The following is a 26,067-nucleotide window of genomic DNA, read 5'->3' on the forward strand; positions in this document are numbered from 1 at the left end:
TCAAAAGAGGACTAAAAATAGCACCCTCTTTTGGTTTTGATACATTTTGTATCAGATATTGCATATCCTCCCCAATTCAGTGGCCATCCTCCAAGTGCCTTCAAGTAAATGTCCCCATAACTTTCAATTCATGATCTTGTCTACCATTTGTTCATGTTCTGCTTTCCCCCTCTATTGGTTAAACGTACTGATTACGCTTACATCATTTATTGTATCAGCGTCACAAGCGGGCCGCTATGGCGTTGGCCCGCATTCCTTTGCCCCCTACCAGCATTCATTTAACCCATTATGAAAACGAATACAATATTTTTACAGTTTCTAGCATTATTCTGCGCTCGCCAAAAATTTACTGCTAAGTTTCACCTATTCAAGTATTTTCCTGGCCAAAGCCGCAAGGTCCGCGATGTCGATCTTGCCGTCGTTGTTCAATGCCAGTATGATATTGATCTTTTTCTTATAGTTGGCCGAATTAGGGGCTCCCTCCTGCTACAACCATATTATATTTGAGGAAATAATCACCAAACAATATACATGTTTTTACTTAGTTACCCGCTGTTGACAAGATGTAAGCGTTATCCACTAATCTATCCCAATAGCGTTATATAACCGACAAGTTCTCGAAACGAGGAGATCTCCGGGCGTAAAGTACAGGTAATGCATTCAAAAGCAGATTCTTGGATCGATTGGAGGACGACCGCCTTTATTATAAAGCGGAGCGATTTTCTCCAGCACAATCGAATCATCGACATGTTCGAAATAATCAATGAGTTCCGCGTCAAAACCGAGTGTATTATAGTAGTGGTAGTGCAGCAGTTCAAGCTGCAAGTCCATAAAATGCACCTCGCGTAATGGTTTTTGGATGGTCGGGATACCTCCATTTTACCATTTTTAGCTGAGGTGCGTTTTTGTTTGTTAGCCGATTTTTTGAGCTATTTGAACAGCCTCTTAAAACAGTTATGGGACTGCTTCGGCATTTCCCTTTTGCTTACGCAATCCGACATGATGAAGCGCAGCGGAACCCCGTCCTGGTTATTATGCTTTCTATACGTTATGGGTCTTGTCAGCAACTGCTCTTCGGTGGTGCAGATGGCCAGTTTCGCGGACAATGACGCGATACTCAAAGCCATGTTTCAACCATGGAGAATGGCTCAGTATACACTGAGTTGGTATTTTTCGAGTTCCAACGCATGGACGACCTTTGGCAAAAAACGCGTAGCGCGGCTTCAGCAAGATGAAGTTACTTTCCTTCAAAATCATAAGCATACATTTCCTTAAGCCCGTGACCCATAATAGACAGCTTAACATCCTTATCCGAATAACTAGCTTTAATTTAAATGTAGCATTTCCTCTTTAGCAAAAACAGTCCCCTGGGACACTCCAAGGACCAGGATGACGATCGACAACAGTATTAAGAATGTACGTTTCAATATGCGATTCGTCCCTTCATTAACTGAAGAGGAAGGCGCAGAAGCGCCCCCCTCTTTACTCCACTTTTATCAATTGTTTATTGCTGAAGCCAATTCGCTACAATCATACGTGCTACTGCTGCTAATTCAAGAATCGTAATCTCATGATTATCGAACAAATCAGCCTTCTCTACCTTATCCCAATCAGGTTGATCTTTCTTAACACCGTAATATTTAGCAAGTATCGACAGATCCTGAATCGTAATGGAGGTCTCTCCAGGTACAAGAGTCACAATCTTCGTTGTGAATGTTGATGTAGCATCATTCAATGTTACTACCGCTGCATCAACCATCGACTGTGTAGCTCCACTGTAGATCTTCACGTTGTTCGCTGCATCAATAGCTGCTTGAAGGTTCATGATTGCAACTTCTGGATATTGACCGATTTTGTTGCCCGCTGTAGCTTTAGAAACCTTAACTTGAGCTGCAGCAATCGCTTGATTTAATGCTTCTAAATCAACTGAAGGTGAAGTCGTTGGATTCACGCTAGCTCTGAATGTGCTCACTGCTGTCGTTAATGTCGACACTGCTAAGTTCACATCAGATTGTGTTACCGTAATACTATCACGGACACCGATTGCAGCATCAATCGCAGCTTGAAGTGCAGCCTTCGTACCCGTTGGATATTGACCCGGCGCTGATCCTTCCACTGCAGAGTTCAACACTTGCTGAGCATCTGTAATTGCTGTATTCAATGCCGCCTTATTGATATGGATAATCGAACCAGTGAAGCTTGTAACTGCATTATCCAATGTAACAAGTGCATTAGCAACGTCAGATGGTGTCGAAGCTCCATTTTGCACCACTACTGATGCACTATCAATTGCAGCTTGTAAGATTGCTTTGGAACCAACTGGATATTGGCCCTCTTGATTTCCTTCAACCGCTGCATTAAGAAGTGCTTGCGCGGCTGCAACTGAAGCAATCAATGCCGACTTATCTGCCTGCACAACTTGTATGCCAACCGTAGCCTGAGATGTGTCGAGTAATGAATAATGGTTCTCGTCACCGACCATTTCCTGCTTGGTTACAGCAACATTTGTAGTCCCGGCAGCGGCATTAGCCTTGGCTTTGCCGTGAAGAACGAATAAATCCCCATCACCTGTTAAGAATGTTCCTGGGATTCCCATAATAATCAGGATTTCTCCAGCTTCCGGTTTCACAGCTGTCTCAAGAACTTGGAGTCCAGTCCGTAAAGAAGTAACTGAACCTGCTTGCAAGACGTTGATACCATTATTCAGTGAAGTAGCAAACTCAATCATAGCCGGATCGTACTTTAACTCCGCACTTAGAATATTAAAATTATGAGTCAACCCAGTAACGCCAACCGGAAGGTTAACCTCTTGACCCACGACCACTGGCGATGAAGGGCCACTAATGCTGGCCTTTGCATCAACTTGAGGTGCTGATCCTTCCGATCCAGGTACGCTTAAGTGAATAGGAGTACTTACTACATTGTTAGTTCCATCAGAAATCGTATACGTGTACGTGATTTCTCTTGTGTAGACAGATTGAGTAACACTACCTGTTGCAGAGAGGATACTCGCATCATTTGAACCGTAGCTGATGGTATACGTTGGAGTGATGCTATTAACGAGTTGTACAGTGTTTGATCCTTCACTAAATTGTACGCTTTTGGGTAATAGCGTTCTAACATATTCAGAAACTTTGGTTGCAGCATTAAGTTTCATTTGAGCTGGAGTGACCGGTAGTGCATCATTTGTATTCAGTACCTGAACATATTCTACATAGGTATCTATTACTGGGCTACTAGCTGTGTTCTTCGTTGCGAATAGTCCCAATTTGATATTGTTAAGGCTTAAATTAATTGCTGCACCTACATTTGTATAATTAATGCCATCCAACGAATATGAGCACTGGTAACTATTTCCGGTCTTAGCCATTCTTAGATAAACGGTTAAAGCGGCGTTTCCATTGGCATTAACAGCACTTGTTCCAGATGAAGTGAATACCTTATTGACTTCACGTCCAGATTGGACTAGAATACCACTTCCGTTGTTTTCGGCATCCAGCTTTACATAGTTATCCTCATCCTGCCAAGCTAAGAACGCAAATTGTTGATAGGTTGCAGATGGTGCTACAGGATAGTGGACCTTAGTAACAATATCCCAATCACCACCAGCAGGGGCTGTAAATACGTTATTCCAAGCGGCATTTGTTTGATAGATATCCCCCGTTAATGTAGGAAGACGTAGTCCCTTACCTTGTACTAATGAGTAATTAGCAGCATCTTGTTTAAGAATTGTCCAGAAGTTTGACAAATTCTCAGATGTTGTATTAACAAAGTTGAAGCTTTCAGCCCGATAATTAAGCTTAAAGGTATATGTTGTTGTACCGAAAGGACTAGTTATAACAGCAGTGGCATTGCCAGGAATGGTTGTTGCTTGGTTCACGAAACACGTTAAACCATCTCCACACTCTACTGAGTACTCGTAATCTCCAGGCAATGCATCCTTTGGTACAACTACATCATAGGTTGTAATGCGCGGATCAAACCCTGGAATATCTACTCCACCCTTTTGGATTTTATCCGCCACAGGATTTAATGCATCAATGCTTGCAATTCTCAAGTATTCAAAAGATACATTGAGTGCATTCGCGCTTACATTACCATTAGTTGCTATTAGGCCTAATTGTGGTGCAGCGAAATTCACTGCAGCTGTTCCGGAATAACTAGACCAAGTGACACCGTCAGCGGACCATTGTGCTGAAATCGTCCCATTGTTTCTAATCAGACGTAAATACATCTTTGTGTTGCCAGCTGAATTTGTGTTGCCCGTAACTACGGTCGCTGTTCCATTGACGACATTATACAATGCAATTCGGTTTGTAGTTCCCGTAGAACGTTCATAAACAAGTTTTACGTAATTAGAGTCATCTTGATAATAGATCAACCCGCCTTGCTGATTGTTAACAGTAGGAGTGGCTGAAAAATTCATAGCAGTCTGCGATACGAAATCGCCAATCGCTGGCTGCATAACTAAGTTCTGAACTGCATTTACTGCTGCCTGTTTTGTTCTGATAGTCACTCCAGTATTCGTGTCGAAAGAATAATCCGAATCTTGTCTTACGATGGAGTAGTGACTATCTAAAGCTGTTGCTCCTTTGAATTCAGCACTTACCGGTGGCCGACCAAAACTAACTGTATAAACCCTACTAAATGTTGAATCGGTTACTGTAATCTTTGCTGTTCCAGGAATACCATTAGCTTGCACGATTGTTACAACGCTATCGGCGTTAGCAGAAGTAGCCGCTACCACTGGAGCTACATTCTGTTCGAAAGGAACTACTACATTATACTGCTTTATGGAAGGATCAAAACCGCTAACTGTAGTCCCATTAATCTTGAGGTCTTTAAGAGTGATAGCAGGATTAACATAGACTATAAAGTCAGTTGAACGCTGTTCTCCTGCATAACTAACGGTTGCGGTAATCGTTGCGACGCCAGCTGCGACAGTAGTGATTTGATCGCCAGCTACTGAGACCACCCCAGGTCTATTGCTGCTATATGTTACGGTCATTCCAGCTGGCATAGCTTTGCTGGAACCCTTGGCAATATATCCATATAGCGTATCATCATTCATTGCAACCGTGACTTGTGGAAGTACAGTCTTTCCTTTGTCGAAGAATACCCGAGTTGGGATATCTAATGCCACGTCACTGTCCTGACGAGGTTTTGCTGTTACAACACTTAACTTAGAAGCTAATGAGCCTGTAACAAAAATATCCTTGTTAAGTTTAATATCCGCATCTGCACTCGATGTGCTGAACTGCAAATTGTATCTGCCTGTATCCATAACCCATTTGCCTGCTGCTTCATCATAAAAACGTAAGTCTGGCACTTTAACGGTTATGGTAACTGGAACTGTTTGCCCTGCATTTACCATTACTTTCTTGAATCCAATAAGACGTTTGATAGGACGTTGATTAACACCTGTTTGGGTAGAGTCTGGTGTTGAAGCATAAAGCTCTACAATATCATTTCCGTCTCTATCACTTGTATTCGTGACTTTCATAGAGACATTGATCGTACCGTTAGCATCAACAGAATCCCCTGCGCCTAAACCAGTAACTGTCATATTGGAATATGCGAAGTTTGAATAGCTCATTCCATATCCAAAACTGTAGAGAGGAGCTCCTCTTGATCCATCATAATACATATATGTGCGACCAGGGGTAGTAACCTTTGTGGATGCACTTGTATTATTACCTGTTTTATAGGTATCAGGTCCAGGTGTAATTCTGTAGCTTCTTATGCTAGGGAATTGGTCATTCTTGAACCAAAGGGTTGATGTACGCCCACTCGGGTTATATTTACCTAGCAAAACATCTGCTAGTCCCAATCCCTTAACTTGACCGTTGTATCCACTCCATAACAGGGCAGGAACATCTGCAGATAAAGTTGATAGGTCGTCTGGGCTGGTACTTTCAATAACGGTGACCGTTTTAGGATTTTTCGCGGCAACAGCATTAGCCAGCGCCAGCTGCGCTCCTGGTAATGTGTTATTAGGGTTTGTATTGCCGCCTCTATCACTATCCTCAGCAGCAGTTGCTTGTTCTGTGCCAAGAGCAACGATAGCTAAATCATAACCTGAAGCAAGATCAATCGCTGCATTATCTAGTGTCGTCATACCTGCATAAGTTGTACCAGTATTGGTGAAGCCCTTTTTCCAGTCAACCACAGCATTGGGATTGATTTTTTGAATTTCTGCTTTGATACCATTATAAGGGTTTACCATTTTAGCGATGCCGCTAGCGCCGGAACCTGAAGAATAACCACCTAAGAAAAAGCTATTATTTGTTGTATTGTAGTTAGCATTAAGACCATACACGACAACTTTAAATTCACCAGTTGAAGGCACATTGATTGGAAGCACTGGTTTGTTACCATTTGATGCGACTAGATTGTTTCTTAACAAGATCAAGGATTCTGCTGCTGCTTGACGAGCAATATCAGATCTTTCTTGAGTCATGTTCTTACCGTCACCGCCGGTACCCGAATTAAACGTCCACAAGCTTCCATTTCCTAAAGCAGTTCTTCTAGCAATTGCATCATCATACCAGGAAACTTTGTTTGTCGATGATTGAATGATGCCTGCTGCATTTCTAACCGTATCATCAAACTCGCCCAGTTTCATTCGAGTAGTATACAGATCAAGCAAATCTACATCTATCGCATTCTCTGTGAATATGCCTGAAGGAGTAGGAAGTTTTGCTGCTACTGCTCCTGGAAGTTCTGCGCCATAGCTAGAGCCGGCATACCCTGCATTACATACTAGATTCGTACCAAACATTGCAGCCCATGCGTATCCTTCTTGCGTAGTCATTGCCCTGGTCATTCCAGGATACATATAGTTCTGTCTGGATGGTGACACAGCCATAGCTATACTATCGCAGTCCGTTGTTACATAACCGGAGAACCCAAAGGTTTGACGAAGAAATGTTTCCATTAAATTTCGGTCTAATGTAACCGGTGTACCATTAACACTATTATAAGAGCTCATAATAGAGGTAACATCCGTATTTTTAATAATCTCTCTATAAGGTTTAGTATAGAACTCTCTGAGCTCCCGACCTGTTACATCAGAGCTGCCATTCAGACGGTTTACTTCAGAATTATTCGCAGTATAATGCTTTATGGTACTTACAGTCTTTAAGTACCCATTGGGATCAATTAGGCTACCGTCCATATTCTTACCTTCCAGACCATTTACAAACTGCCCGGCAATTCCAGCTGTTAACAAGGGATCTTCAGAAAAGGTTTCATCCGTGCGTCCCCAACGCGTATCACGAGCTAGATTGATAGTTGGTGAGTAAAAGGTTAACATACGGTCACTATCAGGAGCTGTTTCACGAGCTTCATCACTAATAGCCGTTGCTACTTTGTGCATAAGCTCTGGATCCCATGAACTTCCCATGGAAAGCCCAATTGGATATGAAGTTGCATTATTGATGGTTGTCGCGTTACCAGAAGCATTAAGCTGGTACCGGGATACACCGTGCAACGCCTCATTCCACCAGCCATATGAAGGAATTACTTTGCCGTCGGAAAGAGTGATTGATGGCGATGCGCTTCCGTTCATTTGAGATGCCTTCTGTGAAATAGACATCATTGAAATCAGGTCTGCTGCCCTTTCCTTAAAGGAATAGTGCTCAGAATCCATATAAATCGGCAATGTCTGTGGTGCAGGCTCAGCTGCATAACTTCTTTGAGAAGGCTGCCCTGCTAATAGTGGTGTTGTACATATAGCAACACATAATGTAATAGAAATAAACCGTTTCCCTTTTTTTAGCATTTTTTTCCTTTCCCCCCCATGACTACTGATTCGATGATAGCTACCTACAAGCTAAAACTTATCCTACCTTTTTCCTAAAAATGCAAGTGCCTACAAGAGTAATTATTAGATTCATTACTGTAAACTGCTTCTCCGCCATATATTCCGAAAGTAATTTCCAAAAGGAAGGCCACAAGTAGTACTCTCCTTTGGTTCTGATACATTTCGTATCAACATTTGCGCACTTCACCCCTACTGCCAGATTGCGCCTTGCCATTGCCCCAAGGCCCGCGATGTTGATGATAGCCGCCTGCAGATTGCTTTGGATATCTCTCCAACAAAACTCCATAAGATTGCCTCTAGAGTATTGCCTTCTGCCACCATACTACCACCCGATCTTTCTACCATTTGTTCATTTCCGGTTTCCCCCACTTATTAATTATACGAATTGATTCCGCTTACACGATCTATTGTATCGGCATCAAAGGCGGGCCCGCTACAGCGGCAGTCTGCATTCCTTTGCCCCCTATCAGCATTCATTTAACCCAATATGAAAACGGATACAATACTTTTCAATTTCTAGCATTATTTTGTACTAGTAAATGTGACCTTTCATGCAACCTATTCAAGCATTTCCCTAGCCAAAGCAGCTAGGTCCGGCGATGTTGATCTTGCCGTCGTTGTTCAAATCGGCATTCTTGTAGCTGGACCAGTTCGGATCCGCCGAGGTCATGCCGTAAGCTGCGGCAGCGATCGCCAAATCTCCGAGGGCTGTTTTGTCAACTACTACGTTGTTCAGCTGAACCATATATACCGAGCTCCCCAATTCATTTTCGACGCCGGCTTCATTTGCAATGACAGCTTTGGATAAGGAAATCGCAGCAGCGGAAGCTTGGGTATCGGATTTTGCTTTCCAATGAAGCTTCAGAAGATTGCCGTCTAGATGGGCGCCTGCTCCAATGGTTCCGCTGGTGGAACCACTCGCAACTTCAGTGGATATTCCTCCGTTCCAGCCTATCGTTTCAGCCTCTACCCTTGTATAGGGATCAAAATTCTTCAGCTGTGGAACTCCTGCATAATCGCCGGTAATATTCTGGATGACGCCGTTTGCATCAATGCTTAGCTTATTGATGTAGGCGTTCCGGTATCCGTGCGGCTGCCCCCCATTTGCGGCATCGTCCCGCTTTCCGCCATGGCCTTTGCGAGGGCATATAGGCAAGGTTTATTGTACAAAGTGCAGCAGAATCGCTTAGCTTCCGAACATTTCTCAAGTAACATTGTATAAAATGCAATCTTGCTAATGTCGCTCTCTACCCCAGTAACGCGAAAGGCAATGCCCAAACCCGCCATCGGAAAATGACGGGCGGAACTCTTATTTAGCCGCTTTTTTATTTCTGTTTGAAATGTCCAGCCATACGGCGAATACGAGAATGCTTCCCTTCACGACATACTGCCAGAACGATTCCAACCCCATGAGTGACATGCCGTTGTCGAGAGACGTCATCACGAGGGCACCGATGATCGCTCCGGACACCTTGCCCGAGCCTCCCATCAGTGAAGTCCCCCCGATGACGCAGGCGGCGATCGCATCCATCTCCGCCATGTTGCCCGCCGAGATGGTGGCCGACGATAAGCGGGATGTCAGCACGATCGAGGCGATAGCGGCCAGCAGACCGCTGAACATGAAGACAGTCATTGTTTTCTTTTTGATATTGATGCCGGACAGACGCGCCGCCTCCACGTTGCCGCCAAGTGCGTATATGTGCCTGCCGAAAGTCGTCCTCGTAGCTATAAAGGAAAACAAGAAGGCTAACACGATGACGAAAATAATCGGAAACGGGATGCCCTTGTAGCTGTTCACGACGAGCACGAACAAAACCACCAGCAGGCTATAACCGGCCGCCTTCAAGATATCCACTCCCAGAGGCTGCACGCCGAAGCCGTATTTAAGCTGGGATCTCCGCCTGCTGAACGTCGACCAGACGATGGCGGCGATGGCCAATACGGCGAGAATCAAGCCGAAGCCTTTGGCGAAGTAGGCGTTGCCCATTAACGCCAAAACCGGATCGGACACCGAAATCGTCGTCGATTTCGTCACGCCCATCAAGGCCCCGCGAAAGACGAGCATGCCCCCTAGCGTGACAATAAAGGCGGGCACCGCCTTGTAAGCGACGAGCCACCCTTGGAAGATACCGAGAATCGCCCCCGCCACCAGCGTCCCCAAGATGACGACGCCTGCCGGCATGCCCCACCAATTGCTGAGTATGGCGGCGATCCCACCGGTCAGCCCGACGATGGAGCCTACCGACAAATCGATATGGCCGGCGACGATCACAAGCACCATGCCGATCGCGAGAATGGCGGTTACGGACATCTGCGTGAACAGATTGGACAAATTTCGCGGAGTGAGAAAGGTATCGTTCAATAAGCCGAAAAGCAGCCAAATCAAAATCAAGGCGCCTACCATTGTATAAGCGCGCGCATCCATGTTGCCGAACAAGCTTTTCCATGCCGGCCGGTTAGGGCTGACAGAGCTCGTCGTTTCCGTAGTGTGTGTGGCAGGTTGCATCGTTATTTCCCTCCTGTAGCGGCCAGCATAATATTTTCCTGGGTCGCTTCGCGATAATCCAGCTCGCGGACGAATTGTCCTTCGCTCATGACAAGTATCCTGTCGCTCATCCCGAGAATCTCCGGCAGCTCCGAGGAAATCATGATGATGGCCACGCCCTGATCGACCAGCCGGTTCATCAGGTTGTAAATTTCATACTTTGCTCCGACATCGATTCCTCGTGTCGGTTCGTCCATGATCAAAATTTTCGGATTGGACATGAGCCATTTTCCGATGACGACCTTTTGCTGGTTGCCCCCGGACAAGGTGCTCACGGGAGTGTCCAACGACGACGTCTTGGTCTTTAATTCCTGTACATACTTCTGGCCCCACTTGATCTCTTCGTTATCGTTGATCACGCCGTACCTGGAAACTCGATCCATCGTAGCCAAGGTCGTGTTGGTTTTCACGTCCATGGACAATACGAGCCCCTGACGCTTGCGGTCCTCGGTCACTAGCCCTATTCCGGCCCGGATGGCGTCGGCTACCGAGCGGATCCTCGCCGGCTCGCCGTCAATCTTCACTTCCCCTTCGGCCCTTCCTTCATAGGCCCCGAACAAGCTCGTAACGAGCTCCGTCCTTCCCGCTCCCATCAAGCCGGCGATCCCTAAGATCTCCCCCTTGCGCAAAGCTAAGCTGACGTTGCGGATGACGCGGTGGCCGTCTTTTTCCTTATGCCATACGGAATAGTTGCTCACTTCAAGCACCGTTTCCTTGGGGGTGTGCGCGACGCGGGGATATCGCTCGGTCAGTTCGCGCCCCACCATCAAGGAGACGACTTCATCGTCATTCGTGTCGCACCTGTCCAGCGTCGCTATAGTCCGACCGTCCCGCAGGATCGTAATGCTGTCGGCAAGACGGAACACCTCGGGCATTTTGTGCGAAATGTAAATGCAGGAAACCCCATTCTCGCGAAGCTGATGGAGAATGCCCATCAGAATCTCGACCTCGCTCTCCGTCAGAGCGGCGGTCGGTTCATCCAGAATGAGGATCCTCGTATGCTTGGACAGCGCCTTGGCGATTTCGACAAGCTGCTGCTGGCCGATGCCGAGCGAGCCGACCCGCGTATCCGGTCTGACATGGAGACCGACACGCTTCAGCCAAAGTGCGGCATTGTAATACAGATCATCCCATTGAATGACACCTCGCTTGGTAGGCTCAGCCCCCAGGAAAATGTTCTCCCCGATCGTCATATCCTTCACAAGTGCAAGCTCCTGATGGATGATGCCAATACCGGCCTTCTCTGCATCGGCGATGGAACGGAACTCCTGCTTCACGCCGTTGACCCGGATTTCACCCGTAAATGTGCCGGCTGGATAAAGTCCGCTCAGCACCTTCATCAGAGTAGATTTGCCCGCTCCGTTCTCACCGCAGAGCGCGTGGATTTCCCCCTGACGCACCTTAAAATTTACACCGCTCAAGGCTTTGACGCCGGGAAATTCCTTCGAGATATCGATCATTTCCAATACGTGCATCTTCCCAGCTCCTATCGGATCGTTACTTTTGAGGAAGGGGTAAGGCAGCCAGGTGACGGCGCCTTACCCCGCATTCGAATCCCGTTATTGCTTTGGCCATTGGTCCTTCGGCACGTTCTTGTACACATCCTCCAGCTTGTGGAAGCCGTCCTTGATGACCGTGTCCACCAGGTTCGATTTGTCAACGGAGATCGGATCCAGCAGGACGGAAGGAACATCGATTTTTCCGTTGTTGACCTTTTTCCCGGCATCTGCGATTTGGCCTTGCTTCGCCAGCGCTACAGCCATTTCCGCCGCCTTCGTGGCGATCGATTTAATCGGTTTGTACACCGTCATCGTTTGCGTGCCTTGGGCGATGCGCTGAACGGCCGCTAAATCGGCATCCTGTCCGGATACCGGGATTTTACCCGCCAGCCCTTGCGCCGTAAGCGCCTGAATGACTCCACCTGCCGTACCGTCGTTAGCCGCAACCACCGCTTGAATGTTGTTTTTGTTGGCAGTTAACGCATTCTCCATGTTTTTCAGTGCCTCTTCCGGCTTCCAATCCTTAGAGAACTGGTCGTACACGATCTTGATGTCGCCCTTTTCCTTCAACGGGTTGAGGATATTCATTGCTCCTTCTTTAAACATGTGGGCGTTATTGTCCGTATCTGCACCGCCGATGTAGACGAAATTGCCCTTCGCTACTTTGTCGGTCACGGCTTTAGCCTGCATTTCGCCAACCCTGACATTATCAAAGGAGATGTAATAATCTACATCGGAGTTTTTGATCAGACGGTCGTAGGAGATGACCTTGATCCCCTCCTTGTGGGCTTTTTCCACAATCTGAGCCGTCGCTTCCGCATTATGCGGGATAACGACCAACACGTTCACGCCCTGAGAAATCAATTGCTCCGCTTGGCTCATCTGCGTGGCGTCATCTCCGTTGGCCGCCAGCGCCTTGACTTCCCCGCCGAGCTCTTTCACTTTTTCCGTAAAGATGTCGCGGTCTTTCTGCCAGCGCTCTTCCTTCAATGTGTCCATCGACATGCCGATGACGATCTTGCCGTTATTTTTAGCTCCTGCAGCGGTCTGGCTAGGTGCTGCCGCCGGATCCTTCGTCTCCTTGCTGTTGTCCGATACGATGCCGCAGCCCGCTACGGAAGCGGCCAGCACCAGCGTCGCCATGCCAAAACCCGATCTTTTCAACCATTTGTTCATGTCCAGGTTTCCCCCTCTAATTGGTTAAGCGAATTGATTCCGCTTACACAATTTATTGTATCAGCGCCAAAAGCGGACTCGCTACATCGGCGGTCCGCACTCCTTTGTCCTCTATCAGCATTCATTTGACCGAATATGAAAACGGATTCAAATATTTTCAGTTTCCAGCACCATTTTGTGCAGGAAAGCAAAAAAGTCCTTGCCGGAGCAAGGACTTCAAGGGCTGAGCTGCTGACGGTATTCCGTCGGCGTGACTCCCGTCGTTTTTTTGAAAATGCGGCTGAAATAGTTCGGATCGTTGTAGCCGGCCATATAGCATATCTCTTTAAAGCTGAGCTCCTCACTTTCCAGCAGCCGCTTGGCCTCATCAATCCGCAGCCGGGTTACGTAATCGATGAACGTTTCCCCCGTATGCAGCTTGAATATTTTGCTGAAATAATACGGGCTCAGGTTCACGTATTCCGCCGTCTGCTCCATGGAAATATCGGACTTGTATTGCTCGCCGATATACGACTTCGCCCGCTCGATCACGCGGAATTGGCGGCGCTCCTCGGTCATATCCTCGAGCATCCGCTCCAGCTGCTCTGCTGCGGCCTGGCGCAGGGAGGCCATCCCCGCCACCCCGGCGAAGCGGGAGACGATTTCCGCCGGGGACCGATGCGATATTTGCCGGGCCAAGGAAATCAATAACGCGACGACCTCATCCCGGCATACACGGTCGTCAGCCCCGGAGCCGGCGATCAGACGTTCCAGCACATCCAAGAAGCGGATACGTGCTTCTTCCTTATGCTGCCGCTGCAGCGCGTCCAGCAGCTTTCTTTCCTCATCGAGCGCGATACCCGGCATACCGTCGCGCTGGCAAATATCTTCATAATGCCGAATGCGTACGACATCCGAGGAGTCCGCCGAGGCGGCGGCCGCTTCCTGGTAGGAGCGGCGAAGCCCCTCCATCCCTTCCCCGACCGTGCCGATCCCGATGGACGGGGACAACCTGAATCGGTGTTCAGCGAAGGCCTGCAGCCGTTCCCCAAACACAAGGGCATCCACTCGGTTCGTAAAGCCCGCACCATAAGACGGAACCGGGACGAAAACCGCCAACCGGTTACCGATCATAGGAGAGACCATGCAGGCAAGCTGCAGCTTGGCGTACTGCTTGAGATCTTCGTACAGGACCTTTCGGACGCTTTGCAGCTGTTCCCAATCCTTCCGCTCCCCGAAGGGAAAGGACAGTACCATCGCATAGCCCTGCTCCCAGCTTATATTCAGCAGCTCCACAAGATACCGCAGATCAAGCTCCTGGATGCAGTCCATCATCAGCATCATCGTCAGCTCATTCTCCGCCAGTGGCAGCAGCCGGGTCAGCTTCTCGCGAATCTCAAGCTCCTCCCCGCGTCTGCGCTTCTCTTCCTCCAGTTCGGCTGCCTGCTTACGCAGCACATCTATCAGCTCATCGCGCTTGGCGGGCTTCAGGATGTAATCCTTCACACCGAGCGACAGCGCTTCCTTCGCGTAAGCGAAATAATCGTGAGCCGTCACCAGAATGATCCGCACCCCCTGATGACGTGAAATAATCTCGCGCACGGCCTCCAAGCCCTGTATTCCCGGCATTTTGATATCCATAAAAATAAAGTCGGGGCGCTTCTCGTCCGCCATTTGAATCGCCTTGCGCCCGTTTTCCGCATGAATAAACTCAAACTGGCCCGGCAGCATGCGGCTGACCATCATTTCGAGGCCCTCCCGCTCCAAAGCTTCATCATCGGCAATCAGCAATCTGTACATCATTCACTTCCCCTTTTCCGGTTCAAGCCGCACCTGTAGACAGCGGCAGATAAAACCTGATTGTCGTACCCTCTCCTTCAGCGCTGATAATCTCGATGCTCTGCATTCCGTCGTAAAACAACTGCAGCCTCTTGAAGACATTCACCGTCCCAAGCCCCGTCGATTGTTCCTTCCCTCTATGCGGCCGCGGAACATCCTTCACGATGGATTGAAGCAGCATGGTTCTGATGTCCTCGCTCATGCCGGCTCCGTTATCGGCGATCTCGATGAGCACCCGGTCTTCCCGGCAGGCGATGCCCAGCTTTAATAGCGCACCTTCCTCCATATCTTCAATGCCGTGCACGAGTGCATTTTCCAAAATCGGCTGCAGCGTCAAACAAGGAACGATCTGCTCCATGGCCCTTTCGTCAATCTCCGTTACAAACTGAATCCGGTCGCGGAACCGTGCCTTCTGAATCGCCAAATATTCCAGCGCATGCTGCACCTCATCCCGAAGCGTTACCGGATGGTCCAGTTTCTGCAGGTTGTAGCGCAGCAGGCGCGAGACGGATACCGTTAAATCGCTCGTTTTCTCCGCTCCTTCAATGTAGGCGAGCTTCGCGATCGCATTCAGCGTGTTGAACAAAAAATGCGGGTTGATTTGGCTCTGCAGCGCTTTCAGCTCCAGCTCCTTCACCAGCCGGTCCTTCTCCAGCCCCTTCATGTTTTTAACCATAAGTTCCTGAATATTGTCGAGCATGTGATTGAAGGTTTGGCACAGGATACCGATTTCATCGCCTGTCGAAAGCTCCGGAGCCTTCGTATCCAGCTTGCCCTTGGAAATTTGCTTGGCCGTAAGAACGAGACGACGGATCGGACCGCTAATGCTGCTTGACAGCCATAGCGAGAAAACAATACTGAGCAGCGCGACTGTAAAAACCAAATACAAGCCAAGCTTGTTCATCTTGGCGGTGGTCAGCATGATGTTCTCGTAAATCGGCCGGTAATGCTCCAGCTCCAAATCCACTAGCGCCTGACCGTCCTCACCGATATAACGGGAGATCTGCTCCGCCTGCAGATAAGCCCCGGCCTTGGCGTTGGAATCCGCCTCCTTACCGCCGATCATGCCCCGTGTCTGCTCCTGGAACGTATCGATCATATTCTGATAATTTTGAATCGGGAGCGCATTCACTTCATTTTTTTCCATATTCGCCAACTGCTCTCTCAAGCCTTCCAGCGCCTCCAAATGCATCCTCAGATCCGGGTAGCTCTCCTCATCGATCTGGATAACGTACCGGTTCAAGTACCGCATAACCTCCTTGCTCTCTTTGGAAACCTGCTTGTAGAGCAGAATGCGGTCCATCATCAGGTAATAGCTTTCCTGGACGTTCTTGCCGCTTTCGAACAAAAAATAGGAAACAAAGCTCATCAGCAGCACGAGCAAGGGGATAAAAATAAACAATTTCGAACGAATGCTCATGGGGATCTCTCCGCTTTCAATTGGCTTTTATCGATGACCTCCACCTTGGTAAACTGTGTGGAAGGAAGCGTGCGGCCTTGGAAGTAATCATGAAACAAATGGACGGACATCTCCCCCATACCGTACGGCTGCTGAACGACAGTCGCTTCAATCTCGCCCTTGCGGATGGCATCCAGCGTTTCCTGCAAATCGTCAAAGCCGGCGATCCGGATATCGTCCCGCTTCAAGCTCTTTTGCGCTTGGAGAATGCCGAAGGCGTCCGTAGCGCTTGTTCCGACCATCATGCCGATGTCCGGATGAAGCTGCAGCATGTCCGCCGCCTGCTGGATCGCCTCCATCATGGAGATGTTGGAAGCCCGCACATCCACAATTTGCAGCCCTTTGTACTCGTCGATGACGCTTCTTAACCCGCTTAATCGCTGCAGCTGGCTCTCAGCCGACTCGCTGCCGATAATGACGCCGATTTTGCCCGTTCCGCCGGTCGTTTGCACCACGATCTGCCCGAGACGCCGGCCCGCTTCTACATTGTCCGTTCCGATATAAGCCAGCCGCTTGCTGGTTGGAGCATCCGTATCGATGGTCAGCACCGGTATGCCCCGCTCCACCGCCTTGTTGATCACGGGCGTAAATATGTTGTCGTTCAGCCCCTGCACGATGATCCCGTCCACCTTGGAAGCGATGGCTTTCTCCAGCAATTTAATCTGCTCCTCCATGTTGTTACGTACCGGTCCGATGCATTCGATGGCGATATGGTCGGCCTGCGCCGCCTCCGTCGCCCCCTTCTCCACCAGCTGCCAGTATGGATGCCCCTGCTCCTGCTCTATCAGTACGATATGCCGCCCCTTGAAGGCTTGTTCCTTTTCCCCCTTCAGTTCATCGACAATATACTGGATTTTGCTGGACTCCGAAGCAAAGCGGATCAATAAGAAGCCGAACACCGATATGATCAGCGCGATGCTGACCAGCCACTTTTTATCCGTCATGTTTCCACCTCTCAACTTACCACTTATCATAGCGGAAAAAGAAAGCGGATACAATATGGAAACCGGCTTAAGCTTCCATGAATATTTATTGTTGCCCGGCAATATTTGTTAGCATGTTTGTAACATACGACGTCAAGACTTTGTTTTAGTGAAAAACCAAAGGCAAAATAGCTGGTGAGTGGAAAGTTTGGTGTTAATTGTACTTTATAGACCAGAGCGACTCCTTTTGCATTTACAAAGCCTGTATTTACGGGTTCAAGGACTGAACTGCAAGGCTTAGACACATTAGCAATTCCGTTCATAGGATTAATCACCACATTGGACTAAAAACCCACTCGTGAGGTCTTACTGTGCCACAGCTTTGCACATTAGTGTCGATAACATATGAAGAATACCTTCATAAGCAGCAATGAAACCTTCTTCAACGCCTCAGAAGAAGAAACTTAATAGCTTCAGCGAACAACTGGACCCAATTACAAAAAAACTACCGCTTCATTGCGGCAGTTTTTTTGTAATTGGGATTGCTATTTTACGGATAAGGTATAACTAACGAATTAATTGATATTGGTTGCGACATACACAAGATCCCAAATATCAATTTTGTTATCGTCGTTCATATCAGCAACCTTAGCTTTTGCCCAATCTGCGCTGGTGGAGTTCTTGCCATAGTGATAAGCTACAATCGCGAGGTCACCTACGGTGATCACTCCATCTCCGTTTATGTCTGCAGACTTATTAGCCGTTGCTTTGAAAGTATCAATGGAGGTGTTGAGTGCTGCTAAAGCACTGTCAATTTGGGCTTGAGTTGCGCTTGCATTGTCTCTTACAGCAATTGCGGTGTTTATTGCTTCAAGGAGTGCGTCTTTAGCTGCTTGCGAATATTGGCCAGGTTGAGTACCTACTATAGCCGCTTTGTGCAGGGTTTGTGCACTCGTAATTGCTGCATTCAAAGCAGATTTATCCAGTTCAATAGCACCAACGGATATAGTCTTGCTGCTCAGTGCCGCAGTGGTTTCGGTTCCATCAGGACCGCCAGTCATCGCTTGAGAGACTGCAATGGTTCCAGTTGTATTCTGAACACCGGACTTTACCTTATAAGTTATATTCAAAACGGGTGTGCTGGTTCCAGCTACCCCTCCGATATTAACGGAAATGATTCTCACTTTTCCAGGGGTAGCAGTATCTTCTATCAAAACCTGAATGTTACTGGTTGCACCCGCTGCACTGACATAATCGAATACGCTGGAATCATAGCTTAGCGTGATATCCTGTGCGTACACGCTTTGTGTCACGCTATCCAAGCTAACAGTTGCTGTGAAAGTACTTCCAGGTGTCACACTGTTGTTAGCTGCGATTGTTGCTGTAAGCGATTTGGCTTCTCCATTACCGGGTGTATAGATTCCAAGATCGCCAAGGTCAATTGCATAACTCTTCTGGAGTTTCTCGTATTCGCCTGCAAAGAAGTCATCCAGGTATGAATGTCCACGAACGAATTTGTCCGGATTCACGGCGCCATAGTAGCCGGCATTGGCATTGCTCTGACTGTCAAATAACACATAGCTTCCCTGCCATCCTGAACCGGCTACGCCCCAGCTGATGATGTGATCGATGTAAGGGGCGAACCTGTTGAACAGTTTGTACATCAGCGCGTACTGATAACCAAGGGCGTCAGACTGTCTGACATTGAGCGCTGCGGGAGCGACCGCGCCGCCGCCTGGGGTGGTAGTCGGCATCTTTAGGTCAAGTTCTGAGTAAGCAATACCGGAAAGAAGGCCTTCGTCAATGAGAGAAGCATAGAGGGCCATGGCATATTGGTTATCGCTTGCAAGGGTCTTTCCAATCGAATCGTGTCCCTGGATACCGATGTCTTCGATAAGGGGTCTTCCGTCATACAGCGGATCTGAGAGCCATGCTGTGTTCAGTGCGCGAACCATGTTGTATACAGTCCTCGCTTTGGTGCGATTAGAAATGTCGTAATCGTTATAGGTCAGTTTCGGAGGATCGTTAACGATATACGCGTCAATGCTGCCACCGTTGTCGTGTCCGTCGAGCTTCATGTACTCGGGAAGGTTAGCGTAGTTGGCTTTGTAAGCCGCCGCCATCTTGGCGTTGGGGGCCGCGATGTGCGCGTTTTTGAAGAGCAAGTAAATGTAATGCTCGGAGATGTCACCGCCAATTAGATCATCCGACATTGCAGAAAGCCAGTTAGTGTTTTTGAGTGTCTGTCTCCAGCTGTTCGGATCCGCGGGGATGGTTTCGCTGTGGCGGCTTTCGTGGACCTCTTCGTTGAGTACGTCCCATGAATTGAAGGGGATTACTCCGCGGGATACACTTGAGCCATACTTCGTATCTGTGGTCAGGAAGTGCCGCATCACATACATTGTGTGGTTAAACTGCACTCTTCTGGCCATTTCTTTGTCTACCTTAACCGTGGTTGTAACGCCGTTGCCCAATCCGTAGTAATCGGTTGTTCCATTATATCCCAAGGGGAGGGTCGCAGGAATCATCTGTCTCATCCATGCAGGGGCCTGGTTGTACCATGCCAAAACGTGGGCGTGAGACTTATACTGTCCGGGAGTTCCGGAATCCCTGATCGCTTGATATGAGCTGGTCGGGAAACTGTATTCACCTACACCAGGGGTGGTGGTTGCGCCGCTCAGAGCCTCGCCAGTAACGCTTTTCAGCCAGCTCGGGCCGCGGGGATGCGTTCCATCGGCCTTGAGGTTGTTGCCATCGACAAAGATTTCATAGTGATTGGCTCTGGTTCCGGTTACCGCTCCGGTTCCGATTGTACCGACCATGAACGTACCATTTTGCCTGTTGTAAACATTCTTTAGAGGCGTTACGACACTCTGGTTTTCCTTGTTGATAACGTTAGGAAGCGCAACGCCGTTAGGGTCCGGTGCGGTTATTTTGATGTTGGCGACAAGAAGTATACCGGTTTCTGCGGGACGTCCGGTCTCGCCATGGAGCTCAAGAATGAAGTTCGAGGAAGTGCCTGTTGTGGCGGTAATGCTGGTGTGCTTCAATAACCAGGTTTCACCGTTGTAGCTGCCAATCCAGTCGGGATTAAGGTTGTTGTACTCGTATTCCCTGAGGTAGGTATCGATGTCAGAACCGGCATTTCTGATTCTCCACCTCATGAATTTTCCCTGCGCGCTCTTTGGATAGTACACATCAAACTCAATAGTTGAGCCTGCGGGGACATCTACACTTGGGGACATCGGAGATTGAAGGGACATTCCTCCGAAGATGGTTTTTCCGTTATGGACGTAATTGATCTGGAGCACATCAGCTTTGCCTTGGGAATCTGCAAAAGGATACGGAATCATTTTGTATGTACCACCAGCAAAGTCGGCAGGGACACGGTTGTCAAGCGGAGTTCTTGAGGTCCAGACATTGGTGGGCGCGGTAATTTTTACAGGTGTTTTACCAGGACCCGGATCAAGACGGAAATAGGGATTTGAACCGTCCGCTTTGATCTTTCCAGTGAAATTCACTATTGCGTCTTTAAGGCTGGCTATGGCTTCGCCGGTGGGAGTGAGCGCATTGCGCGCGAACTCAAGCGTGTCATTAAGATCTTTGAGTTCGTCGGCGTATACCCAAGGGAAAGCTTTGTTCACATCGGATCCGTCGTTAGTGTGGCTAATCTGGAGCGGGAATTCCTCGTTGCCGGCTTTTAAAGCTTCGGCTTGTACAATGAGGTCGTTCAGTTCAAGTGTCGGTTCGCCTCCGGCCGCAGCGGCCGGGACAGGGGCAAACGCGAATAAGGAGAATAGCATGATGATTACGAGGATACGGGATACGTTGATTAAGGGTTTTTCACGGTTCATCTTAGTTTTACCCCTTTTCTTAAGGCAACCTCTAAAATCTCGCTTTAGAGTCGCCAAATTTTTAGATTTCGGAATTTTTACAACTTTACCAATAAAAATGTTGTTTTGGTTGAAGATTTCGGATTTTTTGATGAATTGACCATCAAATATCCCTCCGTTTCTTACTGCGCACTTGCCCCTTGGGTTACGTCGTACGTGCCTTGACGATCAATATAAACACCTCCCTCTAATGTTGGTAGGCAGATTCCGAAAGCGTTTTCAAGAAAGCGAATACAAGGTCTCGGCCTTCTACAGCCTTAACAGTTGAATGCAGCTCAGCTGTTTGTCACCGACGATGTAGACTATCTACTTAGCTCTGCCACTCTGTATTGACTACTGATAATATGATATACAAACCATATAATTAACTCCATGGATGGATAATAGATCATTTGTATTTTTTTCGAAAGCGGTTTCAACTTAGACTCTTTATATGTTTCTAGCGCTGTCTCTGGCATCCCTTCATTGCAGAACATGAATAAACCACTACAAGATTGTTTCATCCCAGAGTGGTCTAATTCAATTTTTTTACTTTTCGGTGCCGGTTGCAGTCGTCCGATCCACGCCTATTCCGGCATGGTCGGCAAAATGATACGTTCCCCACTTGGAATTTTCGTAACCGTCTACGTCGACGCCGTAATGAAGATGTGGTTGCACCATCCATCCTACATCGAGCGGTGCGGTATAGTTCTCGTAGGTCGGCCATGATAGATATCCGTTATTGAGTTCGCAACGTTGGGAATGTCGCCGAACGTTAGCAGTACCCATTCCTTGGCGATCTCCTCCGCAGAAAGCTCCGGGTTCCAAATCTGTCTACCATAATTTGCACGAGATTATTATAGTATCGGTCTTTTTAAACATCCGTATAGTAATTAAAAAAGGACCTACCGCAGCTTCTGCGATAAGTCCGAATATATTATCCTATTTGCTTAGGGTTTCAATTTCCTGCCGATCAGATCTTCTATTCTCTAACAAAATTCTGGATGGCGGAAAACCTTTTATTTTTTTGAATAACTTGCTGAAATAATAAATATCTTCAAAACCGCATTTATACGCAGCCTCCTGAACGGTAAACTCACCACTTAGGAGAATATTTTCAGCATTATTGATTTTCATTCTATTGATATATTCTTTAACGGATGCCCCTATGTATTTCTTAAAAAGAGTTCCAAAATACGCGGTAGTCAAACCTGCAATAGATGCTAGCTCTTCAACTTCAATTTGATTCTGCAAGTTGCTTAATATGTATCTAATGGCTTTCTGAATACGTTTGTCTATACTCACATTGTTGCCTTTATAGTACAGAGACTTGAAATAGTAATGAAGAATCAGAAGCAGCAATGCACGCGCTTTCAATTCATAACCTTTATTTTTCTTTAACCATTCAAATGTCAATTCATTGTACAAGGAATGCAATTCCTCTGGCTCACCGATATGCGAAATTAAAGGAAACGGCAATTGAACGTCTTCACCTTTCAGATCATAGAGATGAATGTTCAGTGCATAACTGGTCATTAAATTAGTAGGGTCAGTAGTTGCGCTTCGGCGGCTGCCTTTAGGAATACATATGAGATCACCTTGATTAACTTCATGTACAGTGCCATTAATGGAGTAATAAGCTCTTCCCTTAAAAATATAGGTTAAATCGATAAAATCTATTGTGGCATCTTCAATAATCCAAGTGGGTGAGGAGTGTCTATTGATAAATAATTCAATCTGAGGATTAATTTCGATATATTCCATAGAAATTATCCTTTCCAATATAAAATTATACAGCTAATCCAATACCTACTTATTGAATTTAATTATATTATGGGGTATTACTAGATTCAAGAAAGTTTACTTCGTAAAGTATAGAACATGCTATTTATGAATTTATACTAGATTCTTCTTTCACACGAATTGCTCGAGCGTTTTGCAAAATGCTTAAATAAAAAAACAGCCCTTAGGCGCTCCTAGTGAGCAAACGAGGGCTGTTGACAAGACTATTTGATTCATTTTTTTGGCTTATCTGTAGACATTTAAAAGAAGTCTTGCGATATACGCGCCAGGCCGGGATGTTCATGCAGTAGCTACATCGGTTAGTACCTACAGGCGAACCGCGTACCCGGCTTCACCTGGCTCTGCACTCCCCTTAAAACCTTTACAATTTCAATCCTCAGTTGTTGAAGCCTACCGCTGTTACACCATTTTTTTCAGGTCTTTCGGTTCACTAAGAGGTATGCATTCTATTGCTTGTCGAACTTTAAGACAAGCATCTTGAATTTCGAAGTCCATTATATTCCATTAAACTCTTTAAGCTTATCACGTATTAGCTGATCAAGATTGCTTAAAAGTGGCTTTACCTTCATAGTTCGTACGTATTCTCCAAGAAAAGTTTTCTTCACTTCATCTGACATACTTGTTGTCAAAAGAATCCTTAATCAACAGAAGCAATGAGCCGACATAGCCTGCATTTAGTCTCTCCTTCATTTCAGCACCCCAAACATTTATTTTAATACAACGTTTTTATACCGTTAAATAATCCCTGCCCGATAGCTAAACAGGTTGTCGAATCATCGGCAGCTTGTTGTTGGTGAACTACCAGGATGTGCGTTAGTTCGACGACCCTCATCGCTCTCCGATCGAAGATAATAACAGTTAGCCAAATGCATCTTGTCCGACGTCACATTCTCTTCATACACGTTCAACACGAAGCCTTCTGGATTCTTCCCGAACCATTTCTCGTAACCAACATCGTCCTTTAAAAAATGGTGAATCATGGATTTCTCTCCCATCGTTACGGATTGTTTGCTGTCGATTCGGAAATTTTATGACTCTGTTAATAGCATTCGCTAAATGGTTTAAATTTCCTGCCCGTTAGATTAACGAAGTTCCGGGTCCGTTTGAATCGTTTGAGGAACATGATGTCCGTCTCGCTCAACCGGATAGATCAAAGGGCACGTCTTATTAGGTTTAAGCTTCAGCAAGGGCGGAGATGATTTCATGTGTTGTCCGAGTACGACCTATGCGTGGAAAAATATAATTTTTCACGTAATCGTGCTCGGCTTGAGAAAAGCCAGTCATGGCATCGATTGCCAAAATCAGCTGATACCCATGCATAAACGCTTCTCGCGCGGTGGTGTCCACACCAAGCCCGGTAGCAATGCCACATAAGACAATGGTGTCGATTCCCCGGCGGCGCAACTGCAGGTCGAGCTCCGTTCCGTAAAAAGCTCCCCATTGCTTCTTGGTGATGATATGGTCTGTCTCGGTGACCTGCATTTCCGGGACGATTTCATCCCACTCCTCAGGCAGATTCAGTGGTGGCGCAGGCGAATCCAACTTCGGTCTTGGGATATCCTTCAGATCCTTACTAGATACCCGGACTAGGGCAACCATCGAGCCTTGCTCACGGAAAGCATTTGCCAAGCCGGCAGCTTTAGATATCACCTGCTCGGCGGAATAAGGGGCATATTGATTGCCTAGCCATTTTTGCAAATCGATGACAACCAAAGCTGTTTTTTGTGGATCCAATAATTTTTCCATTCCGTTTGTTCTCCTCATCCTTAAAATATGACTTATAGTTTTATTAATTAAACTAAAGTTCATTTGACTTGATGTTTTAAATTTTGTACCATTATTCATGATTCGTCAAGTGGGGAGATTTTGTTAATGAGTGTGACAAAGGAAGAGGTTGTAAAATCGGCGGCGAAGCTTTTTAAGGAACGTGGATTTCTTTCGACGACGATTCAGGATATTGCCGAGGATTGCGGTATTGCAAAAGGATCCGTCTATAAATTCTTCCCTTCCAAGGAAGACCTATTCAGCGTGGTGTTTGATCAATGCCATAACGACTATTTTGATCAAGTCGATGAGTTGACGCGCATACCTGGACTTTCGCCGGAAGATCAATTTGTACAGCAGATCATTCTGCGATTCCGTTATTTTATTGAGTACAAGCATATTCTGGTCGAATTTACGGAGCTTCCAATCCAACAGGATCCTAAGTTCCAACCGCTTAGACACAAGGTTAGAGGGCGGCTCATTCGATGGCATAGTGAGTGCTTGCTGCATGTGTACGGCGAAGAAATCCATCCGTATCTTTGGGATTTAGTCTCCATCTATCGAGCTATTCTGAAGGAGTATCTATTTTGGATTGTTTATGAAGAAAAGTCGTTATCGTTAGAGGAAACGGCTAAGTTCATTTTGGACAAGCTCAACGTGCTCGTTAAGCATATGATGGCTTCCGATCTAAAGCCTCTGCTGAAACCAGTTTCGTTCGAGAGGTATTTAAACTGGGGGCTCGAGAACCGCCAAGGGGAAAAAGAGCAGATTCTAACCGAACTGTTCCGGGAGATGATTTCTGCCCTAAACGCTCTTCCGTCCGGCGCCGAACATCGTTCGGAGCTGAGAAAGCTTTGTCATTTTATCCAGACGGAGGTTAGAAAAGCGGAACCGAATCTCCCGTTGCTACAAGCTTCGCTATACTATTTGGAAAGAGAGAAGGAGCTTAAAAGTCTGGTCATCCAGTTAAGGAATATTATTCATTCGGGTATTTAGAAAGGTTCGTAGTCCAAACTGAGGTACATTCGCGAAATTGTGGGTACAGGATCAGAGCGCTGGTTATGCACTTAGTGGCACCGACCGTCGCTCTATTGTTTGAGATCACTATGTATATGCTATTGCAAATGATTACTTCAATACCATCAAAGTGGAGCTACCTCATGGCAGCTCCAAACTATCGAACCCGTTAATTCAGTTATAATTAGAAATTTCTATCAGATTTCCATCTGGATCTCTTACATAAACAGATGTTATCGTCCCTAATGCTCCTGTTCTTATTACAGGACCTTCTTCAATTATTACTTTGTAATCCCCTAAATGATGAATTACATCGGGCATTTGAATATCCGTTATAAAACATAAATCAGCCGTGCCAGACATAGG

General features: G+C 46.9%; 16 protein-coding genes and 2 pseudogenes. 2 read left to right on the forward strand and 16 right to left on the reverse strand.

Annotation, left to right across the window (positions count from 1 at the left end):
* Positions 1-660 precede the first annotated feature (660 nt).
* The gene (locus tag GC097_RS20575; RefSeq protein ID WP_171685174.1) at positions 661-831 is read right to left on the reverse strand and encodes a hypothetical protein; all 171 of its coding nucleotides are present in this window, start codon (positions 829-831) and stop codon (positions 661-663) included.
* 78 nt (positions 832-909) lie between these two features.
* On the opposite strand from GC097_RS20575, the gene GC097_RS20580 reads away from it, so the two are divergent.
* A complete protein-coding gene (locus GC097_RS20580; RefSeq protein ID WP_171685175.1) occupies positions 910-1,275 on the forward strand; it encodes a hypothetical protein in 366 nt (121 codons plus the stop codon).
* 229 nt (positions 1,276-1,504) lie between these two features.
* Here the strand turns inward: GC097_RS20580 and GC097_RS20585 are convergent, their stop codons facing one another.
* The 14 genes and pseudogenes from GC097_RS20585 to GC097_RS20645 all read right to left on the reverse strand — a co-directional run bounded on the left by GC097_RS20585 (position 1,505) and on the right by GC097_RS20645 (position 24,666).
* A complete protein-coding gene (locus GC097_RS20585; protein ID WP_171685176.1) occupies positions 1,505-7,783 on the reverse strand; it encodes a glycoside hydrolase family 3 C-terminal domain-containing protein in 6,279 nt (2,092 codons plus the stop codon).
* 616 nt (positions 7,784-8,399) lie between these two features.
* The gene (locus GC097_RS20590; protein WP_171685177.1) at positions 8,400-8,981 is read right to left on the reverse strand and encodes a hypothetical protein; all 582 of its coding nucleotides are present in this window, start codon (positions 8,979-8,981) and stop codon (positions 8,400-8,402) included.
* A gap of 153 nt (positions 8,982-9,134) precedes the next feature.
* On the reverse strand, positions 9,135-10,250 hold the full coding sequence (locus GC097_RS20595; RefSeq protein WP_246294376.1) for a sugar ABC transporter permease: 1,116 nt from the start codon (positions 10,248-10,250) through the stop codon (positions 9,135-9,137).
* Between the two features lie 83 nt (positions 10,251-10,333).
* Positions 10,334-11,845, reverse strand: a complete 1,512-nt coding sequence (locus GC097_RS20600; RefSeq protein ID WP_171685179.1) for a xylose ABC transporter ATP-binding protein — start codon at positions 11,843-11,845, stop codon at positions 10,334-10,336.
* 84 nt (positions 11,846-11,929) lie between these two features.
* Entirely contained in the window at positions 11,930-13,045 is a 1,116-nt protein-coding gene (gene xylF, locus GC097_RS20605; RefSeq protein ID WP_216625830.1) for a D-xylose ABC transporter substrate-binding protein, read from the reverse strand.
* 216 nt (positions 13,046-13,261) lie between these two features.
* On the reverse strand, positions 13,262-14,827 hold the full coding sequence (locus tag GC097_RS20610) for a response regulator (RefSeq protein WP_246294364.1): 1,566 nt from the start codon (positions 14,825-14,827) through the stop codon (positions 13,262-13,264).
* A 19-nt stretch (positions 14,828-14,846) separates the two neighbouring features.
* On the reverse strand, positions 14,847-16,283 hold the full coding sequence (locus tag GC097_RS20615; RefSeq protein WP_171685180.1) for a sensor histidine kinase: 1,437 nt from the start codon (positions 16,281-16,283) through the stop codon (positions 14,847-14,849).
* Positions 16,280-17,266 carry a sugar-binding protein gene (locus GC097_RS20620; protein WP_171685181.1) on the reverse strand — a complete coding sequence of 329 codons (987 nt, stop codon included), beginning with the start codon at positions 17,264-17,266 and terminating at the stop codon, positions 16,280-16,282. Before GC097_RS20620 ends, GC097_RS20615 begins: the two co-directional genes overlap by 4 nt.
* Positions 17,267-17,436: 170 nt before the next feature.
* Positions 17,437-17,568 (reverse strand): annotated as a pseudogene (locus tag GC097_RS35330) (YoqH family protein); the annotation flags it as partial.
* A gap of 252 nt (positions 17,569-17,820) precedes the next feature.
* Complete coding sequence (locus GC097_RS20625) at positions 17,821-21,099, reverse strand: endo-1,4-beta-xylanase (protein WP_171685182.1); 3,279 nt, start codon at positions 21,097-21,099, stop codon at positions 17,821-17,823.
* Positions 21,100-21,675: 576 nt separating this feature from the next.
* A pseudogene (locus GC097_RS20630) lies at positions 21,676-21,959 on the reverse strand (alpha-glucuronidase); the annotation flags it as partial.
* A gap of 100 nt (positions 21,960-22,059) precedes the next feature.
* On the reverse strand, positions 22,060-22,881 hold the full coding sequence (locus GC097_RS20635; RefSeq protein ID WP_171685183.1) for a helix-turn-helix domain-containing protein: 822 nt from the start codon (positions 22,879-22,881) through the stop codon (positions 22,060-22,062).
* Between the two features lie 812 nt (positions 22,882-23,693).
* Positions 23,694-23,900, reverse strand: a complete 207-nt coding sequence (locus GC097_RS20640; protein WP_171685184.1) for a hypothetical protein — start codon at positions 23,898-23,900, stop codon at positions 23,694-23,696.
* Positions 23,901-24,093: 193 nt separating this feature from the next.
* Positions 24,094-24,666 (reverse strand): hydrolase, encoded by a 573-nt coding sequence (locus GC097_RS20645; protein WP_171685185.1) that lies wholly within the window; start codon positions 24,664-24,666, stop codon positions 24,094-24,096.
* Positions 24,667-24,792: 126 nt separating this feature from the next.
* Between GC097_RS20645 and GC097_RS20650 the strand changes: the two genes are divergently transcribed.
* Positions 24,793-25,680 (forward strand): TetR/AcrR family transcriptional regulator, encoded by an 888-nt coding sequence (locus tag GC097_RS20650; protein WP_171685186.1) that lies wholly within the window; start codon positions 24,793-24,795, stop codon positions 25,678-25,680.
* A 195-nt stretch (positions 25,681-25,875) separates the two neighbouring features.
* Here GC097_RS20650 and GC097_RS33945 read toward each other — a convergent pair.
* The coding region (locus GC097_RS33945; RefSeq protein ID WP_512699051.1) for a VOC family protein at positions 25,876-26,067 on the reverse strand (192 nt) is incomplete at its 5' end.

The sequence above is a fragment of the Paenibacillus planticolens genome (genome assembly GCF_013141725.1).
GTDB classification, from domain to species: domain Bacteria; phylum Bacillota; class Bacilli; order Paenibacillales; family NBRC-103111; genus Paenibacillus_E; species Paenibacillus_E planticolens.